This is a genomic window from Virgibacillus sp. LDC1 (assembly GCF_025792345.1).
Classification (GTDB): Bacteria; Bacillota; Bacilli; order Paenibacillales; family Paenibacillaceae; genus Paenibacillus_AQ; species Paenibacillus_AQ lautus.
The window spans coordinates 4268468-4290915 of sequence record NZ_JAOXLZ010000001.1; the positions used below are offsets into that span (position 1 = coordinate 4268468).

General features: G+C 45.8%; 31 protein-coding genes. 5 read left to right on the forward strand and 26 right to left on the reverse strand.

The window, feature by feature from the left end:
• Positions 1-19: 19 nt before the first annotated feature.
• The 18 genes from OHJ21_RS19410 to OHJ21_RS19495 all read right to left on the reverse strand — a co-directional run bounded on the left by OHJ21_RS19410 (position 20) and on the right by OHJ21_RS19495 (position 9074).
• Positions 20-535, reverse strand: coding sequence for a crossover junction endodeoxyribonuclease RuvC (locus tag OHJ21_RS19410; RefSeq protein WP_486020930.1), 516 nt, complete (start codon positions 533-535; stop codon positions 20-22).
• A gap of 2 nt (positions 536-537) precedes the next feature.
• Positions 538-1275: a sigma-70 family RNA polymerase sigma factor gene (locus OHJ21_RS19415; protein WP_486020931.1), complete on the reverse strand. Its 738-nt coding sequence runs from the start codon at positions 1273-1275 to the stop codon at positions 538-540.
• Positions 1248-1400 carry a hypothetical protein gene (locus OHJ21_RS19420; protein ID WP_277746876.1) on the reverse strand — a complete coding sequence of 51 codons (153 nt, stop codon included), beginning with the start codon at positions 1398-1400 and terminating at the stop codon, positions 1248-1250. Before OHJ21_RS19420 ends, OHJ21_RS19415 begins: the two co-directional genes overlap by 28 nt.
• Positions 1401-1413: 13 nt before the next feature.
• Positions 1414-2703 (reverse strand): replicative DNA helicase, encoded by a 1290-nt coding sequence (gene dnaB / locus OHJ21_RS19425; RefSeq protein WP_486020932.1) that lies wholly within the window; start codon positions 2701-2703, stop codon positions 1414-1416.
• Positions 2700-3059 (reverse strand): hypothetical protein, encoded by a 360-nt coding sequence (locus OHJ21_RS19430; protein ID WP_213577605.1) that lies wholly within the window; start codon positions 3057-3059, stop codon positions 2700-2702. The genes dnaB and OHJ21_RS19430 overlap by 4 nt, the downstream gene beginning before the upstream one ends.
• A 14-nt stretch (positions 3060-3073) precedes the next feature.
• Positions 3074-3814: a hypothetical protein gene (locus tag OHJ21_RS19435; RefSeq protein ID WP_486020933.1), complete on the reverse strand. Its 741-nt coding sequence runs from the start codon at positions 3812-3814 to the stop codon at positions 3074-3076.
• A gap of 11 nt (positions 3815-3825) precedes the next feature.
• Positions 3826-4176: a hypothetical protein gene (locus tag OHJ21_RS19440; RefSeq protein WP_486020934.1), complete on the reverse strand. Its 351-nt coding sequence runs from the start codon at positions 4174-4176 to the stop codon at positions 3826-3828.
• Positions 4177-4187: 11 nt separating this feature from the next.
• Positions 4188-4514, reverse strand: a complete 327-nt coding sequence (locus OHJ21_RS19445) for a hypothetical protein (RefSeq protein ID WP_486020935.1) — start codon at positions 4512-4514, stop codon at positions 4188-4190.
• Positions 4515-4522: 8 nt separating this feature from the next.
• Entirely contained in the window at positions 4523-5125 is a 603-nt protein-coding gene (locus OHJ21_RS19450) for a Gabija anti-defense Gad2 family protein (RefSeq protein ID WP_486020936.1), read from the reverse strand.
• An 18-nt stretch (positions 5126-5143) separates the two neighbouring features.
• A complete protein-coding gene (locus OHJ21_RS19455) occupies positions 5144-5542 on the reverse strand; it encodes a single-stranded DNA-binding protein (RefSeq protein WP_486020937.1) in 399 nt (132 codons plus the stop codon).
• Positions 5535-6176, reverse strand: coding sequence for an ERF family protein (locus OHJ21_RS19460; protein ID WP_486020938.1), 642 nt, complete (start codon positions 6174-6176; stop codon positions 5535-5537). Before OHJ21_RS19460 ends, OHJ21_RS19455 begins: the two co-directional genes overlap by 8 nt.
• Positions 6173-6655, reverse strand: a complete 483-nt coding sequence (locus OHJ21_RS19465) for a siphovirus Gp157 family protein (RefSeq protein WP_486020939.1) — start codon at positions 6653-6655, stop codon at positions 6173-6175. Before OHJ21_RS19465 ends, OHJ21_RS19460 begins: the two co-directional genes overlap by 4 nt.
• Positions 6656-6719: 64 nt before the next feature.
• Positions 6720-6917 carry a hypothetical protein gene (locus OHJ21_RS19470; RefSeq protein WP_486020940.1) on the reverse strand — a complete coding sequence of 66 codons (198 nt, stop codon included), beginning with the start codon at positions 6915-6917 and terminating at the stop codon, positions 6720-6722.
• A 288-nt stretch (positions 6918-7205) separates the two neighbouring features.
• A complete protein-coding gene (locus tag OHJ21_RS19475) occupies positions 7206-7340 on the reverse strand; it encodes a hypothetical protein (RefSeq protein WP_486020941.1) in 135 nt (44 codons plus the stop codon).
• A gap of 100 nt (positions 7341-7440) precedes the next feature.
• Complete coding sequence (locus tag OHJ21_RS19480) at positions 7441-7722, reverse strand: DUF7667 family protein (protein ID WP_486020942.1); 282 nt, start codon at positions 7720-7722, stop codon at positions 7441-7443.
• Between the two features lie 24 nt (positions 7723-7746).
• Positions 7747-8499 carry an ORF6N domain-containing protein gene (locus tag OHJ21_RS19485; protein WP_486020943.1) on the reverse strand — a complete coding sequence of 251 codons (753 nt, stop codon included), beginning with the start codon at positions 8497-8499 and terminating at the stop codon, positions 7747-7749.
• Positions 8500-8512: 13 nt separating this feature from the next.
• Complete coding sequence (locus OHJ21_RS19490) at positions 8513-8746, reverse strand: helix-turn-helix domain-containing protein (protein ID WP_486020944.1); 234 nt, start codon at positions 8744-8746, stop codon at positions 8513-8515.
• Positions 8747-8762: 16 nt separating this feature from the next.
• On the reverse strand, positions 8763-9074 hold the full coding sequence (locus OHJ21_RS19495) for a helix-turn-helix transcriptional regulator (RefSeq protein WP_486021057.1): 312 nt from the start codon (positions 9072-9074) through the stop codon (positions 8763-8765).
• Between the two features lie 103 nt (positions 9075-9177).
• Between OHJ21_RS19495 and OHJ21_RS19500 the strand changes: the two genes are divergently transcribed.
• On the forward strand, positions 9178-9807 hold the full coding sequence (locus tag OHJ21_RS19500; RefSeq protein WP_486020945.1) for a LexA family protein: 630 nt from the start codon (positions 9178-9180) through the stop codon (positions 9805-9807).
• A 13-nt stretch (positions 9808-9820) separates the two neighbouring features.
• The gene (locus OHJ21_RS19505; protein WP_486020946.1) at positions 9821-11050 is read left to right on the forward strand and encodes a site-specific integrase; all 1230 of its coding nucleotides are present in this window, start codon (positions 9821-9823) and stop codon (positions 11048-11050) included.
• 87 nt (positions 11051-11137) lie between these two features.
• On the opposite strand, the gene groL is transcribed toward OHJ21_RS19505, so the two are convergent.
• The 3 genes from groL to OHJ21_RS19520 all read right to left on the reverse strand — a co-directional run bounded on the left by groL (position 11138) and on the right by OHJ21_RS19520 (position 14207).
• Positions 11138-12766: a chaperonin GroEL gene (gene groL, locus OHJ21_RS19510; protein ID WP_100539115.1), complete on the reverse strand. Its 1629-nt coding sequence runs from the start codon at positions 12764-12766 to the stop codon at positions 11138-11140.
• A gap of 62 nt (positions 12767-12828) precedes the next feature.
• On the reverse strand, positions 12829-13110 hold the full coding sequence (gene groES / locus OHJ21_RS19515) for a co-chaperone GroES (protein WP_006212454.1): 282 nt from the start codon (positions 13108-13110) through the stop codon (positions 12829-12831).
• Between the two features lie 278 nt (positions 13111-13388).
• Positions 13389-14207, reverse strand: coding sequence for a nucleotidyltransferase domain-containing protein (locus OHJ21_RS19520; RefSeq protein ID WP_394054141.1), 819 nt, complete (start codon positions 14205-14207; stop codon positions 13389-13391).
• Positions 14208-14409: 202 nt separating this feature from the next.
• Between OHJ21_RS19520 and OHJ21_RS19525 the strand changes: the two genes are divergently transcribed.
• On the forward strand, positions 14410-15741 hold the full coding sequence (locus tag OHJ21_RS19525; protein ID WP_486020947.1) for a helix-turn-helix transcriptional regulator: 1332 nt from the start codon (positions 14410-14412) through the stop codon (positions 15739-15741).
• A complete protein-coding gene (locus OHJ21_RS19530; RefSeq protein WP_100539117.1) occupies positions 15710-16525 on the forward strand; it encodes a WYL domain-containing protein in 816 nt (271 codons plus the stop codon). Before OHJ21_RS19525 ends, OHJ21_RS19530 begins: the two co-directional genes overlap by 32 nt.
• A gap of 176 nt (positions 16526-16701) precedes the next feature.
• Here the strand turns inward: OHJ21_RS19530 and tatC are convergent, their stop codons facing one another.
• The 5 genes from tatC to OHJ21_RS19555 form a co-directional block, all read right to left on the reverse strand.
• Positions 16702-17475, reverse strand: coding sequence for a twin-arginine translocase subunit TatC (gene tatC / locus OHJ21_RS19535; protein WP_100539118.1), 774 nt, complete (start codon positions 17473-17475; stop codon positions 16702-16704).
• A 72-nt stretch (positions 17476-17547) separates the two neighbouring features.
• The gene (locus OHJ21_RS19540; protein ID WP_076324711.1) at positions 17548-17784 is read right to left on the reverse strand and encodes a twin-arginine translocase TatA/TatE family subunit; all 237 of its coding nucleotides are present in this window, start codon (positions 17782-17784) and stop codon (positions 17548-17550) included.
• Between the two features lie 218 nt (positions 17785-18002).
• Positions 18003-18494, reverse strand: coding sequence for a MogA/MoaB family molybdenum cofactor biosynthesis protein (locus OHJ21_RS19545; protein ID WP_076324712.1), 492 nt, complete (start codon positions 18492-18494; stop codon positions 18003-18005).
• A gap of 49 nt (positions 18495-18543) precedes the next feature.
• Positions 18544-19020, reverse strand: coding sequence for a cyclic pyranopterin monophosphate synthase MoaC (moaC, locus tag OHJ21_RS19550; RefSeq protein WP_071222520.1), 477 nt, complete (start codon positions 19018-19020; stop codon positions 18544-18546).
• Positions 19021-19023: 3 nt separating this feature from the next.
• The gene (locus OHJ21_RS19555) at positions 19024-19674 is read right to left on the reverse strand and encodes a 5-formyltetrahydrofolate cyclo-ligase (RefSeq protein ID WP_243390833.1); all 651 of its coding nucleotides are present in this window, start codon (positions 19672-19674) and stop codon (positions 19024-19026) included.
• Positions 19675-20400: 726 nt separating this feature from the next.
• Here OHJ21_RS19555 and OHJ21_RS19560 point away from each other — a divergent pair.
• Complete coding sequence (locus OHJ21_RS19560; RefSeq protein ID WP_326114285.1) at positions 20401-22353, forward strand: ABC-F family ATP-binding cassette domain-containing protein; 1953 nt, start codon at positions 20401-20403, stop codon at positions 22351-22353.
• Positions 22354-22448: the final 95 nt, after the last annotated feature.

Below are 22448 nucleotides of genomic sequence, written 5' to 3' on the forward strand. Positions count from 1 at the left end.
AATTTCTTTATCCCTATGCTTAACTGCTCATCTTTTCTGCGGCTCCTAGAATCGCTTCTACAACGTCTTTCTGGTACTCAGTCATAGTTGCTCCCGAACTCACCGAACGTGCTACCTGAGCCAGTACAAATGCGTCTCGTATGTTATTCGAATCATGTTCGAAGTTCCAATGTCTCATGATCGGTAGAATCATGTTTTCTTTCTTGGTTGTTCCCTTGCCGGTTGCGAACTTTTTAACCTGGGTTGGTGTGACATCTGTCCATTTGATGTTCTGCCGGTATAGCTCTAGTCTGATCGCATGGCCTAAGCCAAATTGAAAGTCGATTCCCTTACCCTTTGATCCGAAGCTGAATCCTTCAATGGCTATCACATCACCTAATTCCAAGTTATCCATGATGCCTTCTACAATCTCGCATATCTTTACCGTTTTGTTTTTGGTGTTAGGAGCAATTTCGAGTCCATCCAAGTAATTACCGTTCCTGTCCAGCAGCACCATGCCTGTTTCTCCACTTGGATCTATTCCCACGTATCTCACTGTTACATCCCCCCTGCTAGTTTTTTGTTCCCCCAAAAATACTGAGATGCATGTTTTCGAATGCCTTTAATCTTCAGTCCGACTAAAGCATGAGACACACCAATTTCTTTACCAATCTCTCGTAGTGTCATATCGTAGAACCGATATCTGATTATTCTTCTTTCCGTTTCATTGAGCGAATCCATAAACTCATTCACAAATATTTGACTGTAGTCTTCGTATGTCCTAAACACATCGACTTGCTCTGCTTCCGCATCTGGTGAAATAAAGTCATGAATGAATCGCGTTTCAATCAATTCGAGATGCTCCAAAGATTTTTTTATCGTTTTCAACGGATACCCAAGAGTTTTTGAAATTTCTTCTGGTGTTAAATCTCTTAAATTCCGTTGGACGATTTTCCCGATAATCTCATAGTAATATCTCGATGGCTTGATGTTCCTGGTGTGATCTCGAATGTAAAGGGTGATGTATTTACTGATGTAGTAATGCGCGAAGGTGGAGAACTTAGCTTCACCAGGAACGTATCTTTGATAGGCTTTCATCATTCCAATGATTCCTTCTTGCATCAGATCATCCATGTCTAATTCTCTTTTTGTTCGTGCTTGCCAATTCAGCGCTACACTTGACACCAATCCCATATTTTCATTTATCACGTCTTCTATATCTCCCAGATGTGGGTTATAAACTTGACCTTCGTTTATTGAATTGTCCATTACAAGATCACTGTTTTGACGACCCATGGAGCACTCACCCCCAATCGTTTAATGACTTCCATCGCTGCATGTTTCCTATAATCCATGTCCAGTTCACAATCCATGATGATTTCGATTAACTCGTTGTTACTCTTGGTTCCCATGACATCCATCGTCTTTCCCCCTCTATGCGTATCTCGTTTCTAAATCAACGAACTTTCCGTACTGCCGAATATTCACCATCTCTGCCGTTCCTACCGATCCGTTCCGGTTCTTCGCAACGATACATTCGATTATGTTTTTCTTCTCGGTTTCTTGGTTGTAGTAGTCATCCCGATAAAGGAATGTGATTGTGTCCGCATCCTGTTCAATGTTTCCAGACTCCCGAAGGTCTGACATCATCGGTCGTTTATCCTGCCGCTGTTCCACACCTCTACTGAGCTGAGCCAGTGCAATCACCGGACAATCGTTTTCCCTAGCCATTTGTTTTAGCGATGAGCTGATATATCCAACCTCTTCGTTTCGGCTCGGGAACTTCTTGCCACCATGAATCAGCTGGAGGTAATCAATGAACACGATGATATTAGGGTGTTTTTTCTTCAACTTGCGAACTGCTGCCCGGATCTCTTGAATGGTTCTTCCAGGCTTGTCGTCAATATAGATATCCAAGTCAGCCAAATTCGCTATGCCCATGGTGTATTTGGTCCACTCTTCATCTGTAAGTTTCCCGTCTCGGATGTTCTCCCCTATGATCTGGCACTCTGCCGCTATCACGCGGTCTAGAAGTTGGTCTTCAGGCTGTTCCAAACTGAATATGGCAACGGTCATTCCTTCTTTACCGGTAATCACCGCGTTATTGAGCATGAAAGCCGTTTTACCAACCGAAGGGCGGGCCGCTATGATATTCAGTGTTTGCTTCTTCCAGCGGCCTGTAATCTTGTCTAAGGCTGTACCGACCGTCTTGGCACCTGCTGCAACTCCGTTGTACTTCTTATTCTCTAGCTGCTCGAAATGGCTCATGAGGCCATCGTGAATGCGTCTGAAGCCACCCTCTGTTCTAACCTGATCACCAATGGTTTCTGCTAGGCTCATTAACTCTGCAGATAGTTCCCTTGGGTTGTCTGGAAGTTCGTTGTACAGTCCCTTGATAGCAGCCATGCCGGTACGCATTAGATACTTCTCTTTGACGATCTGCTCATGTTTAGCGAACTGATCCACCATAGGGAAAGAGTTACTTAGCTGTGCAAGGTACTGGACACCGCCGATATCTTGAACAGCGGCACCCAACCTTGCAACCAATGATACGATTTCGACTTTCTCTTGTTTTTCACGCATTTGAAGCATGTGTTCAAATATCAGTTGGTGACCTTCGTGATAAAAGTTATCCGGGGTTAAAATGGTTTCGTATATGAGTTCAGGTTCAATTAGGATGGATCCGAGTAAAGCCTGTTCGGTTTCGATGCTATAGAAACTCATTGCGCACCCTTGGCTTTTCGAATCTCATTCCTTATCCAGGTCATCTTGTCGATTCCTTCACGCTCCCAAGGCGGTGGAACAACATCCTTTTCCCGTTCCTCCTGTTCCTTGAGGTATTCCCTGGTCCGTTCGATCTCCCGGTTAGCTTCTACCCTCGGGTTCGGCTTTACGATATCGGCAATTGTAGGAGCGAACTTACTTTCCCTGATGTGCTCCTTGGCATTGGCCCAAGCATGTTCCGCGTCCGCTTCTTCTAATTCCTCGATCCATATTTCAGCGATACCTTTATCAACTTTCCAATTCGGATAGCTGGCGGCAAGTTTCCTGAATAACTTCTTTGCATCTTCTCTTTCCAATAGATTCGCCACCTTTACAAATCATTTAAAAAGTCGAGCCTGTCTTTGTCTCGCTGCCCCTGATTAAACCGTTCATTAATTGCGTTTGTGTAAAAGGAAAACCCGTTCACGGTTCCACCTTCTTGAATTTTCTTGGCATGTTTCTCTTCCATGACTTCAATGATCAAGTCAGCAGTAACCCCTTTTTCTAAAAGCTGGTTTACTATAGGCCAATCAACCGGTTTAAGTCCCATAGTCTTGTGAATGGTTGCATATGCCTTTTCAATTCTTGCGAATTTGTCAGTAGTAATATCTTCTTTTGGTACGGTACTGTACTGTACTGTACTGTTACCTGCGCCGTCACGCGGACCGGACTCGGATTGTCCGCTGGACGTCCGTTGGACATCCTCTGGACTTCTTTTGGTTGTCTTGCGTGACTTCCGTTTTCTTTCAGCGTCCGTCCGCCGTTTGTCCACTAGCTTTCCGATATAGTCATGCCAGTCATGTATGAATAGTTCTTCATCGATCTCATCAATAAAACCGACATCGATCAACGCCCTTAATAGTTCATCAGCGTCACCAGTCCACATCATTTCATCAGCGATATCTTCCGGTTCAAGGAGAGAAATGCACCCGTCCGGTAAGTTATCCATTGCCCACCACCACAACAGGTGTAAATGACCTATTGTGGCAGGGACAGTGATTCCGAGCTTGCGTGATAATCGCTTGGTTTTGATGTGTCTCCCTAGACTTTGGTGACTTTCCAACCATGCCATTTCATCACCTGCTATTCTTTTGCTTTCTCATATAACTGCTGCCGGTACTCTTCAGCCCAGGCTTTACCCTCTGCGGTATAATCAATCCAGTTATGGCAGGTCCCAGTATTTACACTAGGACCGCATAACATGGCTACATCGTTTACGGTTGTTTCTCCTTCTATCTTCCAGCGCCGAATGAGGTGGGCACACTGTAATGTTTGATACTCATGGCTACCATATTTTCCACACCGTTCACACAGGCCGCCTGATCGCTCCATAGCCGCTTGATAAACCTCCGGCTTAATCCGTCCGCGCATCTTGGTTGTGAGCTTATTTCGGCGGCTGGTTGGCTTAGGTGCTGGATTAAATCCGAATTGCATGTGACCGCCTCCTAGATATCCGATTGATATTTTAGGATCGTCTGTAATGCTGAAACTTGTATTTTAATAGCGTCAGCAGCTTCTATACCGGCTTTAAACTGGGCCTCTGTAAAATCACGTTGGAACAGCTTTTCATGGACATTACCTTTAGCTATATCGGGTATTAGAGTTGCTTGCATACCTTCTGTTCTAAGGCGTAAAATCTCCTGAGACAGCGCCAGACGGTAGTCCCGTTCCGCTTCTGCTTTCGCTTTACCTAATCCAAATAAAGCATCTGCCGATTTACTGAGACGTTGAGAGGCTGCATGGATTTCTTTAGTCACGCTTGTAAGTTCCATGTGTCACCTCAATCCACGTATTGAACTTCAGACTGAATTACGGCTGGGTTCTCAACAACTGCTTCTAAAATCGACCTCATAACCCCTTGGCAAGCCGTGAATCCTTGATCGGTATATTTGATCAATCTTCTCATGGTAGCTACGCCATAAGTCAATTTGTGAAGTGCAATGCGCTTTCTAGGAAGATCCCAAAGGGTATAAGCTCCGAAATAAATATCAGTCCCGTCATACGCCACTTGGGTTATTGTGAAGTCGAATGAATCTATAACCTCTTCAGGGGATCCGTAGTAACTCATTTTGATTAGTTGGATTAATCGGTCTTTACCGCACACCTTCATCATGAATGTTTCAGCATGTTCATTTTCGCTAGTGAGTTTGGCACCACTGACTTTCAACTCTCTACGAAATTCTGCTAATTGTTCAGCATCACGAAAGAAGAAATCGAAGTCCGAATCTAAATCCATCCCTATCAATGTTCGTCTTAGCGCTCCACCAGCCAGCCACGGACCTTCTTTAGATAGATCAGGCAGTTCAGCAAGGACATTCAAAAACTCTAGAGATTCTATATCCGTAAATCTTTCAAGGAATTGAACAGCATTATCTTTTTGCATTTATATGATCCTCCGTAATTAGAATGGTAAATCGTCATCACTGATATCGATTGGTTTTCCATCTTCTTGAAATGGATCACCTTTAGGTTTGTTGTTATCCTGTTTACTGGACTCTAAGAAGCGAACACTGTCTGCAATTACCTCTGTAACGTACACACGCTTTCCTTCGTTGTTCTCGTAATTCCGGACTTGAATCCGTCCTTCAACTGAACACAAACGCCCTTTGCGAAGATAATTAGCGCAAGCTTCAGCGGATTGTTTGAATGTTACGATAGGTATAAAGTCAGCATCTGGCCCATTGTCAGACTTGAAAGGCCGGTCTACTGCTAAGGTAAAGTTTGTAATAGCCGTTCCTGTTGGCGAATATCTCAATTCAGGATCCTTCGTGAGTCTCCCAACTAAACAAGATCTATTCATTTGTTTCTGCCTCCTTGGCTTTCTTCTCTTCTATTTTCACGGTCAATGCCTGTTCCATTGCTGTGTAATTCCATCCCTGCTCAACCTTGGTTTTAACCCATTCATCAAATCCATCGAGTGTTTTTTCTGGACTCAACAACTTCCATTTAGATTTAAGGGATGTTGGAGCTGGCTCTGGCTTCGTTTCCTGCGGTTTCTTTGCGTCTGGATCATCTTCATCAGTAGGGAGTCCGAGACTCTTTAAAAGGTAGTAGCGTTCGCTGTACGTCAATCCTGATCCGTATGCCTTGGAGATTTCGTCCTGCTGCCCATAATAGGCCCAAGTAACAGTTTCTCTTTCGTCAGGGTTGTCACCATTGATCCATGTGTAAGACATTTCACCTTTCACAATGAAATCAAGTACATCCTTCCCCTTGCTTGTTTTATAAGCATGCGTTTGATGTTCCCCCACCTTGGTAGATGGGAGAAGCAACAAATTCAATTCGTTCATTTTGTCTTTGATCTTGGATAAGACCTGATTACCGGATACATAGGTGTAACTGAAGCTCTTTTTATCCTTTGAAAATCCCTCGGCGGCTTGACGCACCTGAACAATCTTCTGGTAAAGGTTTAAGGGTTTGTTTTCTTCACTCATCGGATAGTCAACCCACTTTCACCGTCAACCAACTCAACGCCGTGGATTTTCTGCCCTGCTTTCAACAAGTCCATAACAGACTTCTTATCAACATCACGAGTCACGCGGATCAACTCAGATGGAACCGCATCAAGATTTGTAACCTCTACTCGTTGACGTGGTTTAGTCACGGACACGGTAAAAAGAGTGCTTTTGTGTTTGTCGATATTAAGACGGATCATGCCTGATTTCATGGCATCTTTAATCCGCGACACTTGATTTTCCAATGCCGTTTTCCGCTGAGACAGGCGAAGAGATTCCACCTTTACTGCCTCAGCTTCAGCTTCCAGGGTTTTAATTACCTTGCAATAACCGTCCAATTTATCGGAAATAGCCCCTTCCATGCCATTAAGCATTTCCTCATAATCAAAGTCCTCGGCTCCTTCTCGAGCCATTTCAAGGACCATTTGATATTGCTCAGTAAGTTCATATAAATTCATAAGGCTTTACAACCTCCTAAAAAATGTGATATTGTGACCGTAAGAAAAATTTTAAAATGACTACTCAAAGATCATGGTTGCAGCCATGGTCTTTTTTCATGTCTAAATCAAATTGAACCTGTTTAAGTTGTTCAATAATTACTGGTAGATCACGCATGAACTCGCCTGTTTCACATATAATGCTTGCTGCCGAGTTTCCAGCGGTGCTCGTTTCTTGTTGCAGATCTTCCAACCGGTTTATCACTTTGTTCAGTGGATCCACGTTCGCCAGCCTCCTTCAACTTCCGTTTATGCCTCTTGTACTCCGAATAGTGAACGTCTGACGGGAACACGAATGTTGGATTGTCACTTTCAGGATTCAGCATCTTTCCTCCAGCAAGTTGCAATGAAAATATGTCTTCAAAACTGTGAGTCCCTTTGCATCTGGTCTGCATGTTCATCTTCTATCCACCTCACTTCCACGTAACCTCTACATTCGACCGCATCCAGCATGCGAGTCGTACAATGCGGCTGATCGTAAACAATGTACTTAGCTTCTTTTTCGCAACCCTCACACTTTATCATCTGGTTCATTCCCTTCGTCCTCGTCCTTCATGACAAGACCGAGTTTTACCAAGTCTTCCTTTGTGATCTTCACGAAACCATAAGCCGTCTTCTCGATAGCTTTCATTTCATGGATCCACATGTTCACCGGCTCCATTTCTTCTTGTTTTCCGTTGCTACATATTGCAGACGCGCCATTTTCTCACCAGTAGTCAACACGTTCCAATCCCTAACAATAATGTTCATTTCCATTCTCCCTTCTTGGTTAAAGATTCGTTTTTCAGGAATTCAATGGCTTGGCAAATGTTATGCAACCATTCCATATCACCAGCCGTATAAGCTACCATAGACAACTCGTGAAGCTCGTCATATTGACGAATCAACATGTAATTCTGCTGTAAGAGCAGTTCCAGCAAACGTGCCGGTATGTTCTCAACTTTGATGCGGCCTGTCGTGTGGTTCATGTGCATATATGCTGCTTCAGCTAAAGTCCGATGGATTTTATGGATAGCGAGTTCTTTCATGTCGTCACTCTCCATTCCTGAGATTTAAACTAAAGTGCCAATGGACAATTCCTTTACGATGATTGTGTAGATTTCCTTGAGCATTTTGTCTGATTCAATAACATCCAGTTTGTTTGCATCAGCAATCCTGGTCTTTGTTGCTCCTGAATCAGCTAATCTGTTTCTCAAGTTTTCCAACCGAGTTTCCAGCTTACAGTTGGTTCGATCTTTCAACGATTGATAACTCAGATTCCGAACTTCCTTATGGTCCATACCGGATCTACGAGCCGCCCCATTCAATAAGCCGTTAATCTTCTGCCGCCAATTGTCGTCACGCTGTAAGAACGTTTCTTTGATGGTTGTGAGCTGATGCTGTTGTTGTTCTTGGCGCTGCTCAATCTGTAATTGCCGATGCTCCATAGCGATTAGGAGTTGAAGTTGTGGACTTAGGCCAGTTAGATTAATGGATGCTTCCTTCACTCGGTAATAATCGTCAACAAGCATGTCGTACGCTTCCCACGCTCTGTCTGTACTAAGAGACTTTGCATGGAGCCAAGCACCTTTTTCTGTCCAAAGGTAGAGCTTATTCAACGAACCTTGAAATTCACGGTTCGCCTCTTTGAATCTTCGAAGTTCATCACCAGTCAAAAGAAAGTAATGTTTACCGGATTGGTATCGCGTTTCGTTGTAATTAAAGTTGTAGCTGATCTTATCGGCAGTAGTTCCATAGGACTCAGCTAATTGGGATGTCGTTAGAACTCTTTGACCTTGATACTCGATGGGCTGTAACTGATTCATCTCATTTCTCCCTTCATGCAAATTGCTCGATCTTCTCTTTCTTTCTTGATTCGATCCAGCGGATAAAGTCTGTTTTATCCGCTCGTTTCGAATTACCAATATCAAAACTTGGTATGCCTCCCACTTCTGGACTCATTTGAAACAGTGAATACACTGTGCTTCTTGATATCCCTAAGTAGCTAGCGATGTGTTGTGCTGCTAAAATCTCCGGCAAGTCATCAAGAGTAACTGCCTTTTTGTTTGGCAATGGTCATCCCTCCTTTCTAAGAAACCACTTTTTTTCTTACCAGTTCACTAAAAGAGACCTCGCTTCCAAAAAAAATATAGTTCTGTGATCTCCCGTACACTTGTTCAATCTTCTTGATGTTCTGGTACGAGATGTTGCTGGAGTCTTGCTCCCATCCTCGAAGAGTCGGAACACTGACACCGATTAGTTCTGCAGCTTGCTCTTGAGTGTATGCAAACTTTACCCGAAGAGAGCGCAAGGTGTCTTTTAAGACAATTGGAACGTCACTCAAAGTAATCCCTCCCTTCTCGTTTTCTATATTAGGTCTCTTTTGGTGAACTGTCAACACCCTAATTCCTCTTTTAGAAAACTTTTTTTCTAAAATGTATTGCAAAAGTTCTCCAACGGATATACTATTACAGAGGAAGCGATTTTTGAGGAGGAACGTTAAAGTGACTGATTATGACGTAAAAAAAATCTTCGCCAAGAACATACTTAAGCTGAGAAAAAATAAAAACCTGACTCAAAAAGAATTAGGTGAAGCTTTAGAACTTGGGAAAACAACAATATCGCAATGGGAATCAGCTCAAAAACTCCCTAACGCTGGCAGCATAGAGAAAATTGCAGGATTTTTTAATGTTCCAAAAAGCACTCTCTTTGAAGAAGGTAACGGCCAGTTTTCTACATATGGGCATCTCATAAATTTACCTGTTGTAGGGAAAGTGTCTTGTGGTGACGGAATACTTGCTTACGAAGAAATTGAAAGTTATGAAGCTACACCAGAGGACTGGCTTTCAGGGGGAGAATACTTTTATCTCTTAGCTCAAGGCGATAGTATGACTGGTGCTCGTATTTATGACGGTGATTTAGTGTTAATTCGCCAGCAAGATGAAGTCGAAGATGGGGAAATAGCAGCCGTTCTAATTAACGAAGAGGTTTTTTTAAAACGGGTGTACAAGCAAAACAACACCTTAATACTCCAATCCGAAAACCCTAACTACGCTCCAATAATTGCAGATCCAAAAAATGATTGTGTAATTAGAGTGATCGGTAAACTTAAGAAGGCAATAATCAATTTTTAGGAGTTGATACATTATGGCTTACTTTCGTAAACGAGGTGCATTTTGGCATTACACTGTTGAAATCGGGATCGATCCTAAAACAGGTAAAAGAAAGCAACAAAGTAAAGGTGGTTTCAAAACTAAAAAAGAAGCACAGCTCGCTGCTGCTGTCATAGAACAAGAAACTGCTCAAGGTACATACGTCAAAGAAAAGAACATAACGTTTGAAGAGTTTTCGAAGCAATGGCTCGAGATATATATGAATACAGGAAAAGTAAAGATCAGCACAATCAGAGTGAGAGAACACGAGATCGCCAAGTTAATGCCTTATTTCGCAAAGATGAAAATGAATTCAATTAAGAAAACTGATTATCAAAATGCCTTAAACGATCTTAAAAAGAACGGCAAAAAGGTAATTGAAACAAACGAAAATAATGAGAAGATCACAAAAAATGAGAGCCTTTCAGAATCAACCTTGTCAGGAGTTAACAGCACAGGAAAAATGATATTCAAAAAGGCTGTTGAGCTGGACATCATCAAGAGTAATCCTACTGAATTTGCATATGTTCCTAAGACAAACAAAACTGTAGAAGAAATTGAAGCCGAAGAAGAGCGTGTGAAGTACTTGGAGAAGGAGCAACTTGCACTGTTTTTGGAAACAGCTAAAGAACATGGTTTAGATCAAGATTACACCATCTTCCTTTTGTTATCTTACACAGGTATGCGAACTGGTGAACTATGTGCGTTGAAATGGAAGGACATTGATTTCGAAGACCAAACAATAAGCATAACTAAGACGTATTACAACCCAAAAAATAATGTTACAGACTATCGACTCCTAACTCCAAAAACAGAAAATTCTAAAAGAGTTATTGAAATAGATGAGGATGTTATCGACCAACTTCACCGTCACAGACATGAGCAAAATCGATTCAAAATGGAAAATAGATTAGAGTATCATGATGCTGACTTTGTGATTATTAAAAAAAATAAATATCCAGGCTATCCGGAAATCATTAAGACCATAGAAAATCGAATGCGTAGACTCCTGAAAATCGCAAATCTCAACACTGATCTGACCCCTCACTCTCTCCGTCATACACACACATCTCTCCTCGCTGAACTGAAAGTTGGTCTTCAAGAAATAATGGATCGCCTTGGACACAAAGACGACGACACTACTCGTAATGTTTACCTGCATGTAACCAAAACCAAAAAGAAAGAGGCCTCCCAAAAGTTTGCTCAACTAATGAGAAGCCTCTAAAAAAATCTATTTTATGTGGTCAAAATGTGGTCAATCCACATAATGATTCAGGAAAAACGTTGATGTATCAAGGCTTTTAAGCCTGTTTTACATCATGCCGCCCATTCCACCCATGCCGCCCATGTCAGGCATAGCTGGTTTTTCTGGTTCTGGCTTGTCAGCGATAACCGCTTCAGTTGTCAGGAACATAGCCGCAACGGAAGCTGCGTTTTGAAGAGCGGAACGCGTTACTTTCGCAGGGTCAACGATACCTGCTTCGAACATGTTCACCCAAGTGTCTGTAGCGGCGTTGTAGCCGATACCGATCTCTTCTTTTTTCAGACGCTCAACGATAACAGAACCTTCTTTACCAGCGTTTGCTGCAATCGTGCGGATTGGCTCTTCCAGAGCGCGCAGAACGATGTTCACGCCTGTTTTCTCGTCGCCTTCTACTTGCACACCAGCAACAGCGTTGTATACGTTAACGAGCGCTGTACCACCACCGGATACCATACCTTCTTCAACCGCAGCGCGGGTTGCGTTCAGGGCATCTTCGATGCGCAGTTTGCGTTCTTTCAATTCCGTTTCCGTAGCCGCGCCGACTTTGATAACCGCTACGCCGCCAGCCAATTTAGCCAGACGCTCTTGCAGTTTTTCTTTGTCGAAATCGGAAGTGGTCTCTTCCAATTGGTTGCGGATTTGCTTCACGCGAGCTTCGATGTCTTCTTTGTTGCCAGCACCATCCACGATGATGGTGTTCTCTTTGGTTACGCGCACTTGACGAGCAGTACCCAATTGATCGATGGAAGCTGTTTTCAGGTCGAGACCGAGCTCTTCCGTAATCACTTGGCCGCCAGTCAATGCAGCGATATCTTGCAGCATGGCTTTACGACGGTCACCGAAGCCAGGAGCTTTAACAGCGACAGCGTTAAACGTACCGCGCAGTTTGTTCACGATCAGCATCGCTTGCGCTTCGCCTTCGATGTCTTCCGCAATCAGAACGAGCGGTTTGCCTTGCTGTACGATTTTTTCAAGGATCGGCAGGATCTCTTGCGTGTTGGTTACTTTTTTATCAGTGATCAGGATGTATGGATTCTCAAGAACAGCTTCCATCTTATCCGTATCGGTAATCATGTATGGAGAGATGTAGCCGCGGTCGAATTGCATACCTTCTACAACTTCCAGCTCTGTCAAGAAGCCGCGGGATTCTTCAACGGTGATGACGCCGTCTTTGCCCACTTTATCCATAGCTTCTGCAATCAGTTGACCTACTTCTTCGTCAGCTGCGGATACGGAAGCGACTTGAGCGATTTCCTGGTGGTTTTTAACTTCTTTCGCGATGTTTTGAAGCTCAGCCACAGCTGCTTTAACCGCTTTGTCGATACCCTTACGGATGATCATTGGGTTAGCGCCAGCTGTTACGTTCTTCAGACCTTCACGGATCATAGCTTGTGCCAGAACCGTTGCTGTTGTTGTACCGTCACCGGCAACATCGTTGGTTTTGGTAGCTACTTCTTTAACAAGCTGAGCACCCATGTTCTCGAATGCATCTTCCAGCTCGATTTCTTTAGCGATGGTTACACCGTCATTCGTGATGAGCGGGCTTCCGAATTTCTTCTCAAGAACCACGTTACGGCCTTTCGGTCCGAGTGTTACTTTAACTGCATTTGCCAAAGCGTCTACACCGCGAAGCATTGCGCGACGGGCGTCTTCACTGAACTTAATGTCTTTTGCCATGGTATTACATACCTCCCTAGTGGATTATGAAATAGTGAACCAAAGATATATTCAGGCGTTCATTAGCCTAAGATCGCGTGGATGTCGCTTTCTTTCATAATCAAATATTCTTTACCTTCGTATTTGATTTCTGTTCCAGCGTATTTGGAGAAAATGACGCGGTCGCCTTCTTTAACTTCCAAAGGTACACGTGCGCCGTCTTTCAGGGAGCCACTGCCTACAGCAATAACTTTACCTTCTTGCGGCTTTTCTTTAGCAGAGTCAGGAAGTACAATCCCGAATGCCGTAGTTTCTTCTTGTTCGATCGGTTCTACCAATACGCGTTCACCTAAAGGTCTGATCATGAAAAAATAGCCTCCTTTAAATATGTTGTGATGCTTTTTTCAAAGCTTTATGTATTAGCACTCGACAACCCTCAGTGCTAACAACCAATTTTATGATACTCAAGTTGTCTTAAAATTTCAAGTCCTTTGCATGATTTTTTGATCATTTTTTTGCAATTGGGACTCTGATCGGGGTTGTCCCTAAACCCCCTTCTCCATTGTATCCATGGCCAGCCAAAATATGCCTGATTCGTAAGGTACAACTGTACGGCTGAAAACCAACTAACCCTCCCCTTTCGTCAAACCTTGAATAACTGCGGTCCGCCTGTACCCCATGCTGCAACCAGTGCGTTCCGAAACAAAGCATCCAGCCTTTGATCCAGATCCATATCTTGATGCTTCTTATCCTTGACCAGCAGCTCATATCCGTTCAATTTCTCTTCGATGAATGCGTTAATAATAGGAAGCTTCGGTTCAACATCCATCTCTTCACCCGAACGTTTGCGAAGAAGCAATTGATTGATCTCCTGTTTCAGTGCACTTCCCTGATCTAATAGGCGATCCGTAAGCAGCTCGAATTCCATGGGAGGCATCTCGTTATAGGTCTGAATCCAGTCGCATGCCAGAATCGGACGCAGTACGTAGAAATACTTTTTGATCTTAACGTCTCCCCCTTGCAAATACATCCGGTAATTGCCCTTGGCCATGTTCAGGTAGTGGTGCATGCAAGATTTAGGCGAGAAGGCAAGCGGTGATATGCTGCGGATTTGCTGGGCGATGCCAAGCGTCTCCTTATACTTGATGGGGGACTCCAACCACTCGAGCAGGGGAGGATTCGACTTACGAAAAAGCCCCAGTGCTTTTTTCAAATCCCAACCGCTCATATCCAGCCTGTCGCTGATCGGCCGCTCAATCACATCTCGCTTGTCGAATATGGATAAATACCAGTCCACGGGTCTGATGTAGATAAACCTTACGTCATAATCGCTGTCCATCGACGGGAAGCCCCAGGCCCTGCTGCCTGACTCGCAGGCATACAGGATAAGAACCCCTTCCTCCCGCTCAATCAGATCAAGTTCTTGCTGAATTGTCGATTTCATTTCCTGCGTTATATTCATATCCGAAATCTCTCCTTTACGTATGTGCCGTGTGATTTCCGATATTCTTATTGTCTTCCAAGCGTTCCTATTTCAACAGGGCGAAAGTATGGCGATAACAAAAGTTGTTACAATATCCTTCCTTTATGCGGTTCCATATCCTTGCTACAATAGTTACAGACAGGATCACGTACGATCTAATATATGATTTGAGGGAGGCGCCATGGCTCGGGAAAGCTTCGATAAAGAAATCCAGTTCCTTCGCATTCTGGCGCTGGCCGGAGGAGCATACAACCGGCAACAACTGGCCGATCGCCTTGGTATTTCGGTACATACCTATGATAAAACGCTCAGAAATTTAAAAAACATGATCGAAACCCTTCAGCCGCAGCTCTCAGACGAACAAAGCGCCACCTTGTCCGAGGGACTGCGCTATTCTTACCACGAAACCGCGGATCCGCTCCTGCTGCTGCTGTTCCGCGGCAAATCGCTTAAGGCCTCGGAAAGCTTAAGGCTGTCCATGATCCTCACCCAGCTGCAGCATCAGCAGTTAACCGCGAAAGAACTGATCGACCTATGCGGCGATCACTTCCCTGACGGGGAATCCCTCCCCGATGAGAAGACCATACGCGGGGATCTCAAATACCTGGAGGAAGTCGGAGTCATCGTGAAGACAGGTGCAGAACGGCCTTACCGGTATAAGGGAGCCCGTGATCTGATCGATTCATTGTCGGATGACGAGCTCCTTGATCTGTACGATTATGTCGACGTCATGTCGAACACGCAACTCCCATCCGTGCAGGGGTATATGCTGCGAGACAACTTAAAAAGGGCCTTGCGCAATCGTGACATCACTGCACACTCGGCCCCGGCCTATATTTATAAATATCATTACCCTTCACGCATATTGGATGAGGCGCATCTGCACACCATTTTTCAGGCCATCACCAAAAGAGCAAAGCTACGTTTCCTATATTTATCGCCCAAAAGCACTTCACGCTATGCTTCCCAAAATACGAATCCGCTGTTCCACAGGGAGTCTACAGGGCTTCGGGAAACGGTGCTGCCGCTGCGCGTAATCTATGACCATCAATACGGCCGTTGGTATCTGATCGGTCATAACGGCAGGCAAGGTCTCATGAAGTTTCGCATGGAGGGATTGACTCAGATCGAAGAAGGCGAAGCGGTTGAAGAGGAAGTCTTCCAACAGCGATTGGAGGAAGTACTGGCCGAATTCGAACACAGCTGGGTTACCGATACCGGTAGTCCCACCAAGGTCGTGGCCAGATTCTATAACCCGGAGGACAGCAAAGTGAACTTCGTCCTGAATCGAGTCAAGACACAGGGACAATGGGGGACTATTACCATGGAATCCGACGTTTCATTTCTATATGAAATCGAAGTGAACGGCACTAGTGAAATTAAGCCCTGGCTCCGGAGCTTTGGCTCCAGCTGCGAGGTGCTCAAGCCCCGCTCCCTTCGCCTGGAGTTCATCAAGGATTGGAAGGAGATTGCCGCTTATTATGAGCCAGAATCCGTTCGAGAAAATTTTTAATTATCAGATTATGACGCGACTTGAGGAAACCGACTCGATTGCCATAACGGCACAAGAACGGGGATGGCTCAAGATGATGCTGGTGCACCCTGAGGCAGCTAACGCCTTTACACCTAAAACCTTGAAGCGACTCGAACAAATCCTTCACATGGAGCATAGCGGTGCCGAGATGAAGGAGATTATCCTGGAGAAGGCCAAGGGACAAGAACGAAGCGTATACCATCCCCATCTTCGAACACTGCGAAGAATGATCATGCAGGATCAAGGCTTTCGCTTAAGCTACCGCACAAAGCTTGGAGAAACGCGCAGCAATCAGTCCGGCTTCCCGTACAAATTAGAGTATTCCATGATCAAACGGGAATGGATGCTGATCTGGTACAGCAAGAACCGTAGAGGGCTTATGTACACGAAGCTCGAACATATTCTATATATCCAAGGGACTTCACTCCCGTCTTTTCGAATCGACCGCATTAAGGAACGGCTGCAGAAGCTGATAGAAAATCGGGAGAAGCAAGCCCTCATTGAAATCCATCGACGATACCATGCGGAATTGTCACGGATCCTATACGCCTTCTCCTGTTTTGACAAAACCGTGCATTATGATGAAAAGTCCGACACCTACCGCATTAAGGTCTGTTATTTGGAGGATGAGTGCGACTTTCTGCTCTCCCGTATTCGCTTTCTCGGACTGCGGGTGAAAGTCGTGGAAGGAAGCACGCTGCAGGCCCGGATGCAAGAAACCGCAGCGCTGGCTCTGGGGAGATATGTTCAAGATGAAGGTTAAGACGTTATGAAATGTTTCCCTTGAAGAACGAGAACGGATGCAATGATGAAGTTGATTTCTACCCATTCGATCCTTGAACAAAAAAACAACCCGCAAACCATACTCCGTGGAGTGAGGTTATGCGGGTTGTTCTTATTCTCATGCGATCCTATTTTGCAAAACGATTATAATCTCTGTTAATCCTCTTCGTCTACCCGTACGTACCGGTTGTCCCGTTCCATATCCGCCTCTAATTGCTTGCGGTAGATCACGGAAGACAGGAACACGCTGAATTCGTAGAGAAGCAGCAGCGGAATCGTGACCAGGAAATCGGATATGAAGTCCGGCGGCGTAATGACAACCGCAATGAATACAAGAGCGAAATAAGCCACTTTGCGCATCTTACGAAGCCGCAGCGGGTTCAGAATGCGAATTCTCGTTAAGAACATCACCACAAGCGGCAGCTCAAACAGCAAAGCCAGCGGCAATACGAGATTGAACATAAAATTCAAATAATTTGTAATTCCGTACGTTTCCTGGAGCCCCATGCCCTGCGTAATCGCCGTCGTGAACGACAGTGTCATCGGAAACACGATGTAGTATCCGAATGCAATCCCCACGATGAACAGAAGAAATGCATAAGGCACATAACGAATGGCCGCTTTCTGCTCTTCTTTGCGAAGTCCCGGCTTAACGAACGCCCACAACTGATAGAAGATCAGCGGAACGGAAATGACGAGTGAGAAAATGGCAGCGATTTTCATGTAGATCCCGATACCATCCCAGAAGGAGAAGGCATGCAGTTCAAAGTTCTTGGCTTCTTCGGCCGCCGTCAAATAGTGATAGATCGGGTCCGCAACAAACAGCCCCCCGATCAGTCCTGCTACGAATACCACGAGCACGATTATAATTCGTTTGCGAAGCTCGCCCAAATGCTCCACAAGCGCCATATCTTTCACTTGCTCCGACATGTTAACCACCACCCTATATGTGACCCTGACAAAACAAAATCCCTCCCGAAGGAAGGGACTTCAAACCTTGCATTATTCCGGAAGACGCTTGTCTTCAACCTTGGTTGGTTCAGCAGCAACGGCTTGCTGGGGAGCCTCTTCTTTCTTCTTCGCCGGCGCATCGTCAGCAATAATCTCGCGGGCACCGTCCTTAAACTCCCGGAATGTTCTTCCGACCGCGCGTCCCAGTTCAGGAAGCTTGTTCGGTCCGAACAAGAGCAGCGCCAAAATGACGAGTAAAATAATACCCGGCACTCCAATTGTACTCATATCGATTCTCCTCCTCGTCCTGCTCAATGCCTTCAAAAGGACTTCAGGATGATCTAAATCCATCATGCCTTGCACTACAACAGGTGTTAACTAATGACCATAATCCGACTACAGCAGTTGAAACAAGCTCATATATCGCCATCATACCATAATGTAAATCACATATACAGTCTAGAAACGTGACAGATTATTTACATAATTATCTAATAGGATATCACTTAGAGCTGCTCGCGATACTGGCCCGTTACCATCAGCAGTGCCTCCGGAAGCTGATCCATGACCGCAGCCAGATTCTCGTGCACGCCTTTTGGCGAGCCCGGGAGATTGACAATCAAGGTGCGGCCGCGGACGCCGCATACGCCCCGAAACAGCATCGCGCTCCGATTCTTCTGCATGACGGTAGCGCGCATCGCTTCCACAATGCCGGGCACTTCGCGTTCGATGACCCGCTTGGTTGCCTCCGGGGTAACATCCCGGACCGCCAGCTCCGTTCCGCCTGTCGTGAGGACGAGATCCACTTGATAATAATCCGTCAGCTCGATCAATGCCGCGATAATTTCATCCGGCTCGTCCGGTACGATCCGGTATTCAATAATTTCTCCGCTCAGCTCTTCCTCCACCAATTCCCGGATCACTTGAGCGCTCGTATCCTCGCGTTCCCCCCGCGAACCTTTATCGCTCGCCGTCAGGATCGCCGTTTTCCACACCATCTGCCCTCTCTCCTTCCCACTCGTCCGATTCTCCTGTCTCTATTCAATGCTATGTTGTTTCTTGTATGTAATCCCCGCTCTTCCCACCGGTTTTGCTTACCAGGTAGGTAGGGCCGATGACCATGTCTTTTTGCAAGGCTTTGCACATGTCATAGACCGTCAGCGCAGCGGCGGAAGCTGCGGTCAAGGCTTCCATTTCAACGCCGGTTTTGCCTGTGGTCTTCACAGTCGTTTCTATATATAACTCATCTCTAGCATTATCGCTGAACTCCACATTCACGCCGGTCAACGGCAGCGGATGACACATCGGAATCCAGTTCGACGTATTCTTGGCAGCCATAATGGCCGCAACCTGTGCTACGGCGAGCACATCTCCTTTGCCGATCTTCCCCTCCTGGATGCGAATCAGCGTATCCGGATGCATACGGACCGTGGTCTTCGCTACCGCTGTCCGGGCCGTTACATCTTTATCACTAACATCCACCATGCGTGCTCTGCCTTGGCCATTAAAATGACTCAATTCCATCTCTTATCCCTCCGCTGCAGTTCCGGCCTTCACGGTATGTCCCAGTTCCGTAACCAAACCGTCCAGTACCCTATCATGTTCTTCCATGGGAACATGCTCCAAGACCTGAACCTCGTAACCGATTCCCACCCACAAGGGCTTCACGATCTGACGAGAGTTGTCTTGTGCTCCCTGGTTAAGCCTGTCCGACAGCCGGTCATAATAACCGCCTCCGTACCCAAGCCTTCCGCCCTTTCTGTCAAACGCAAGCCCGGGTACCCAGATGATATCAGGTCCAGGGTGATTCCATTTCTCCGACCGCAACGGATCTGGTTCCGGAATGCCGTAGGCTCCGGGGATCAGTTCGTTCCATGCCTGAAGCTTATACAACTCCATCGAACGGTCTTGGGGCAAACTCCGCGGGACGATAACCTGAATCCCCTGCTTCCATGCCCATTCAACAAGCGGCCGGGAATCCAGTTCGGAGCGAAAGGGGACATAGATCATCATGCTCTGAAGTTGAAACCGATTCATGACCTCCGAAGCAAACTCGCAGGCTTGCTGCGACCGCTTTGCCCGCTCTTCCTCAGATAATTCATCCCTTCGCAATGCCATCGCTTTGCGCAGGGCAGCTTTTGCGGATACCCGCTTCAAATCTTCCTCAGGGTTCAACACGTGATCTTTCCTCTCACGCTTATAATTAAGTTTAGTTTACCACTGTTCCTTCCTTTAGCCAAGAATGCCGGAAGTCGCCAATCATGGTCGATTGTTCGGTCATTTTCATGTACACTTAATTTAAGATATCAGATCGTATAGACTTCAAAGCATGACCATCCTGATATCGCAAGAAAAACAGCTTCCAAAAACGGTCTGTCTTCTGAGAATGTACGTCGGTAGACGTTTTTCTTAAGAGATAAGAATGTATATACTTCAGAGGTTACCCTCCTTATCTCGCAAGAAAAACTTCCGCTATATGCGGTCTGTCTTCTGGGAATGTACGTCGGTAGACGTTTTTCTTAAGAGATAAGAATGTATATACTTCAGAGGCTACCATCCTTATCTCGCAAGAAAAACTTCCGCTATATGCGGTCTGTCTTCTGGGAATGTACGTCGGTAAGCGTTTTTCTTAAGAGATAAGAATGTATATACTTCAGAGGCTACCCTCCTTATCTCGCAAGAAAAACTTCCGCTATATGCGGTCTGTCTTCTGAGAATGTACGTCGGTAGACGTTTTTCTTAAGAGATAAGAATGTATATACTTCAGAGGCCACCCTCCTTATCTCGCAAGAAAAACTTCCGCTATATGCGGTCTGTCTTCTGAGAATGTACGTCGGTAAATGTTTTTCTTATAATGAAGAATTAATGGTACAAACATATAGAATGATGGAGGTTTCACATAACATGCTGCTGCAAGCCAATGGCATTACGAAATTATACGGAGTTACGCCCGTGCTTGACGGGATCAATCTGCAGGTGCTTGAACGCGAAAGAATCGGCCTTGTCGGAGTCAATGGAGCCGGGAAATCGACGCTGCTCAAAATATTGGCCGGCGAGATGTCTTATGATGGCGGACAAATCTTCAAGGCTAAGGAAACTACCGTTGGTTATCTTGCCCAGAACAGCGGGCTTCAGTCCGATTCGTCGATATGGAACGAGATGCTGGATGTCTTCACTCCCCTTCTGGAGATGGAGCGCGAGCTGCGTCAGATGGAGGAACAAATTGCCGACCCGAAGTCGAGCGAGGATCCAAAGAAATACCAGGAGCTTCTGGATCGTTATGCGATCCGTTCGGACTGGTTCAAGGATCAAGGCGGTTATGAGATCGAAACACGCATCCGCAGCGTGCTGCACGGCATGGGATTCGGCAGTTTCTCGCCGGATACGTCCATTGCCACATTAAGCGGCGGGCAGAAGACAAGGCTGGCCCTTGCAAAAATATTGCTGCAGGCACCCGATCTGCTCATGCTGGACGAACCGACGAACCATCTGGATATCGCCACCCTCACCTGGCTGGAGGATTATTTGCGCGGATATTCCGGCTCGTTGCTTGTCGTATCCCATGACCGCTATTTCCTGGATCGTCTGGTAACGACCATTGTGGAGATCGAACGCCGCCATTCCAAAAAATATACGGGCAACTACAGTCGGTATATTGAACTGAAGGCAGCGGAATATGAATCCCAGCTGAAGCAATACGAGAAGCAGCAGGATGAGATCTCCCGCATGGAGACCTTCATTCAGCGAAATCTGGTCCGGGCCTCTACGACCAAGCGCGCACAGAGCCGCCGCAAAGCGCTGGATAAAATGGAACGGCTCGACAGACCGCTGGGCGATTTGAAAAAAGCTCATTTTTCTTTTGAAGCCGAGTATATGTCGGGTAAGGATGTCCTTCATGTGCGGGATCTTGCGCTTGCGTTCGAACAGGACAAGCCGCTGTTCCGACAGGTTTCCTTTGATCTCAGCCGCGGGGAAACCGTAGCTTTGATCGGTCCCAACGGGGTTGGCAAATCGACGCTCCTGAAATGCCTGATCGGTACCTTGAAACCAACGGGGGGATCGCTTCAATGGGGGACAAAAGTGAAGATCGGCTACTACGATCAAGAGCAATCCGAGCTGAATCCGAGCAATACCGTTCTGGAAGAGCTATGGGGCACCTATCCGCATATGGAAGAAGCCCGTATCCGCACCGTTCTGGGCAACTTCCTCTTCAGCGGTGAAGATGTGCTCAAGAAGATCAGTTCCTTAAGCGGCGGGGAAAAGGCACGCGTCTCGCTTGCCAAGCTGATGCTCCTGGAAGCCAACATGCTCATCTTGGACGAGCCGACAAACCATTTGGACTTATTTGCAAAAGAGGTTTTGGAATCGGCACTCATGGATTACGAAGGCACTTTATTGTTCATATCCCATGACCGTTACTTCCTTAACAAAATGGCCGAGCGCATCATCGAGCTTCATCCGGACGGCATTCAACATTTCCTGGGTAATTATGACGACTATACGGAGAAAAAGCAGGAAATTCTCGATATGAATGACGAACCTTCCGAGCCGTTTGCTCGTCACACCCTGAAACAGGAAGGGAAAGCTGAAGCTGCCGTCGAGAAACAGGGAGCCGTTTCCTTTGAAGCCGAGAAGCAAGCAAAGCGGGAGGAGCGAAACCGTCAGCGCAGACTTGCAAGCCTGGAGGAGCAAATTCACTCCCTGGAATCGGACATTACTCAATTGGAAACCGAGATGACATTGCCGGAGATCTATCAGGATTATATGGCACTCCAAGAGCGGCAGCAGTCGTTAGAGGAGAAAAAGAGTCAGCTTGAGCAAATTTTTGCCGAATGGGAGTCATTGCTGGAAGATTAAAAAAAATTCACAAAAGTGTTTCAAATGGAGTTTTGCACTTATACACAAACTTATCCCCAGTAATGGTGCATAAGTTTACCATGAAAATGGCCGAA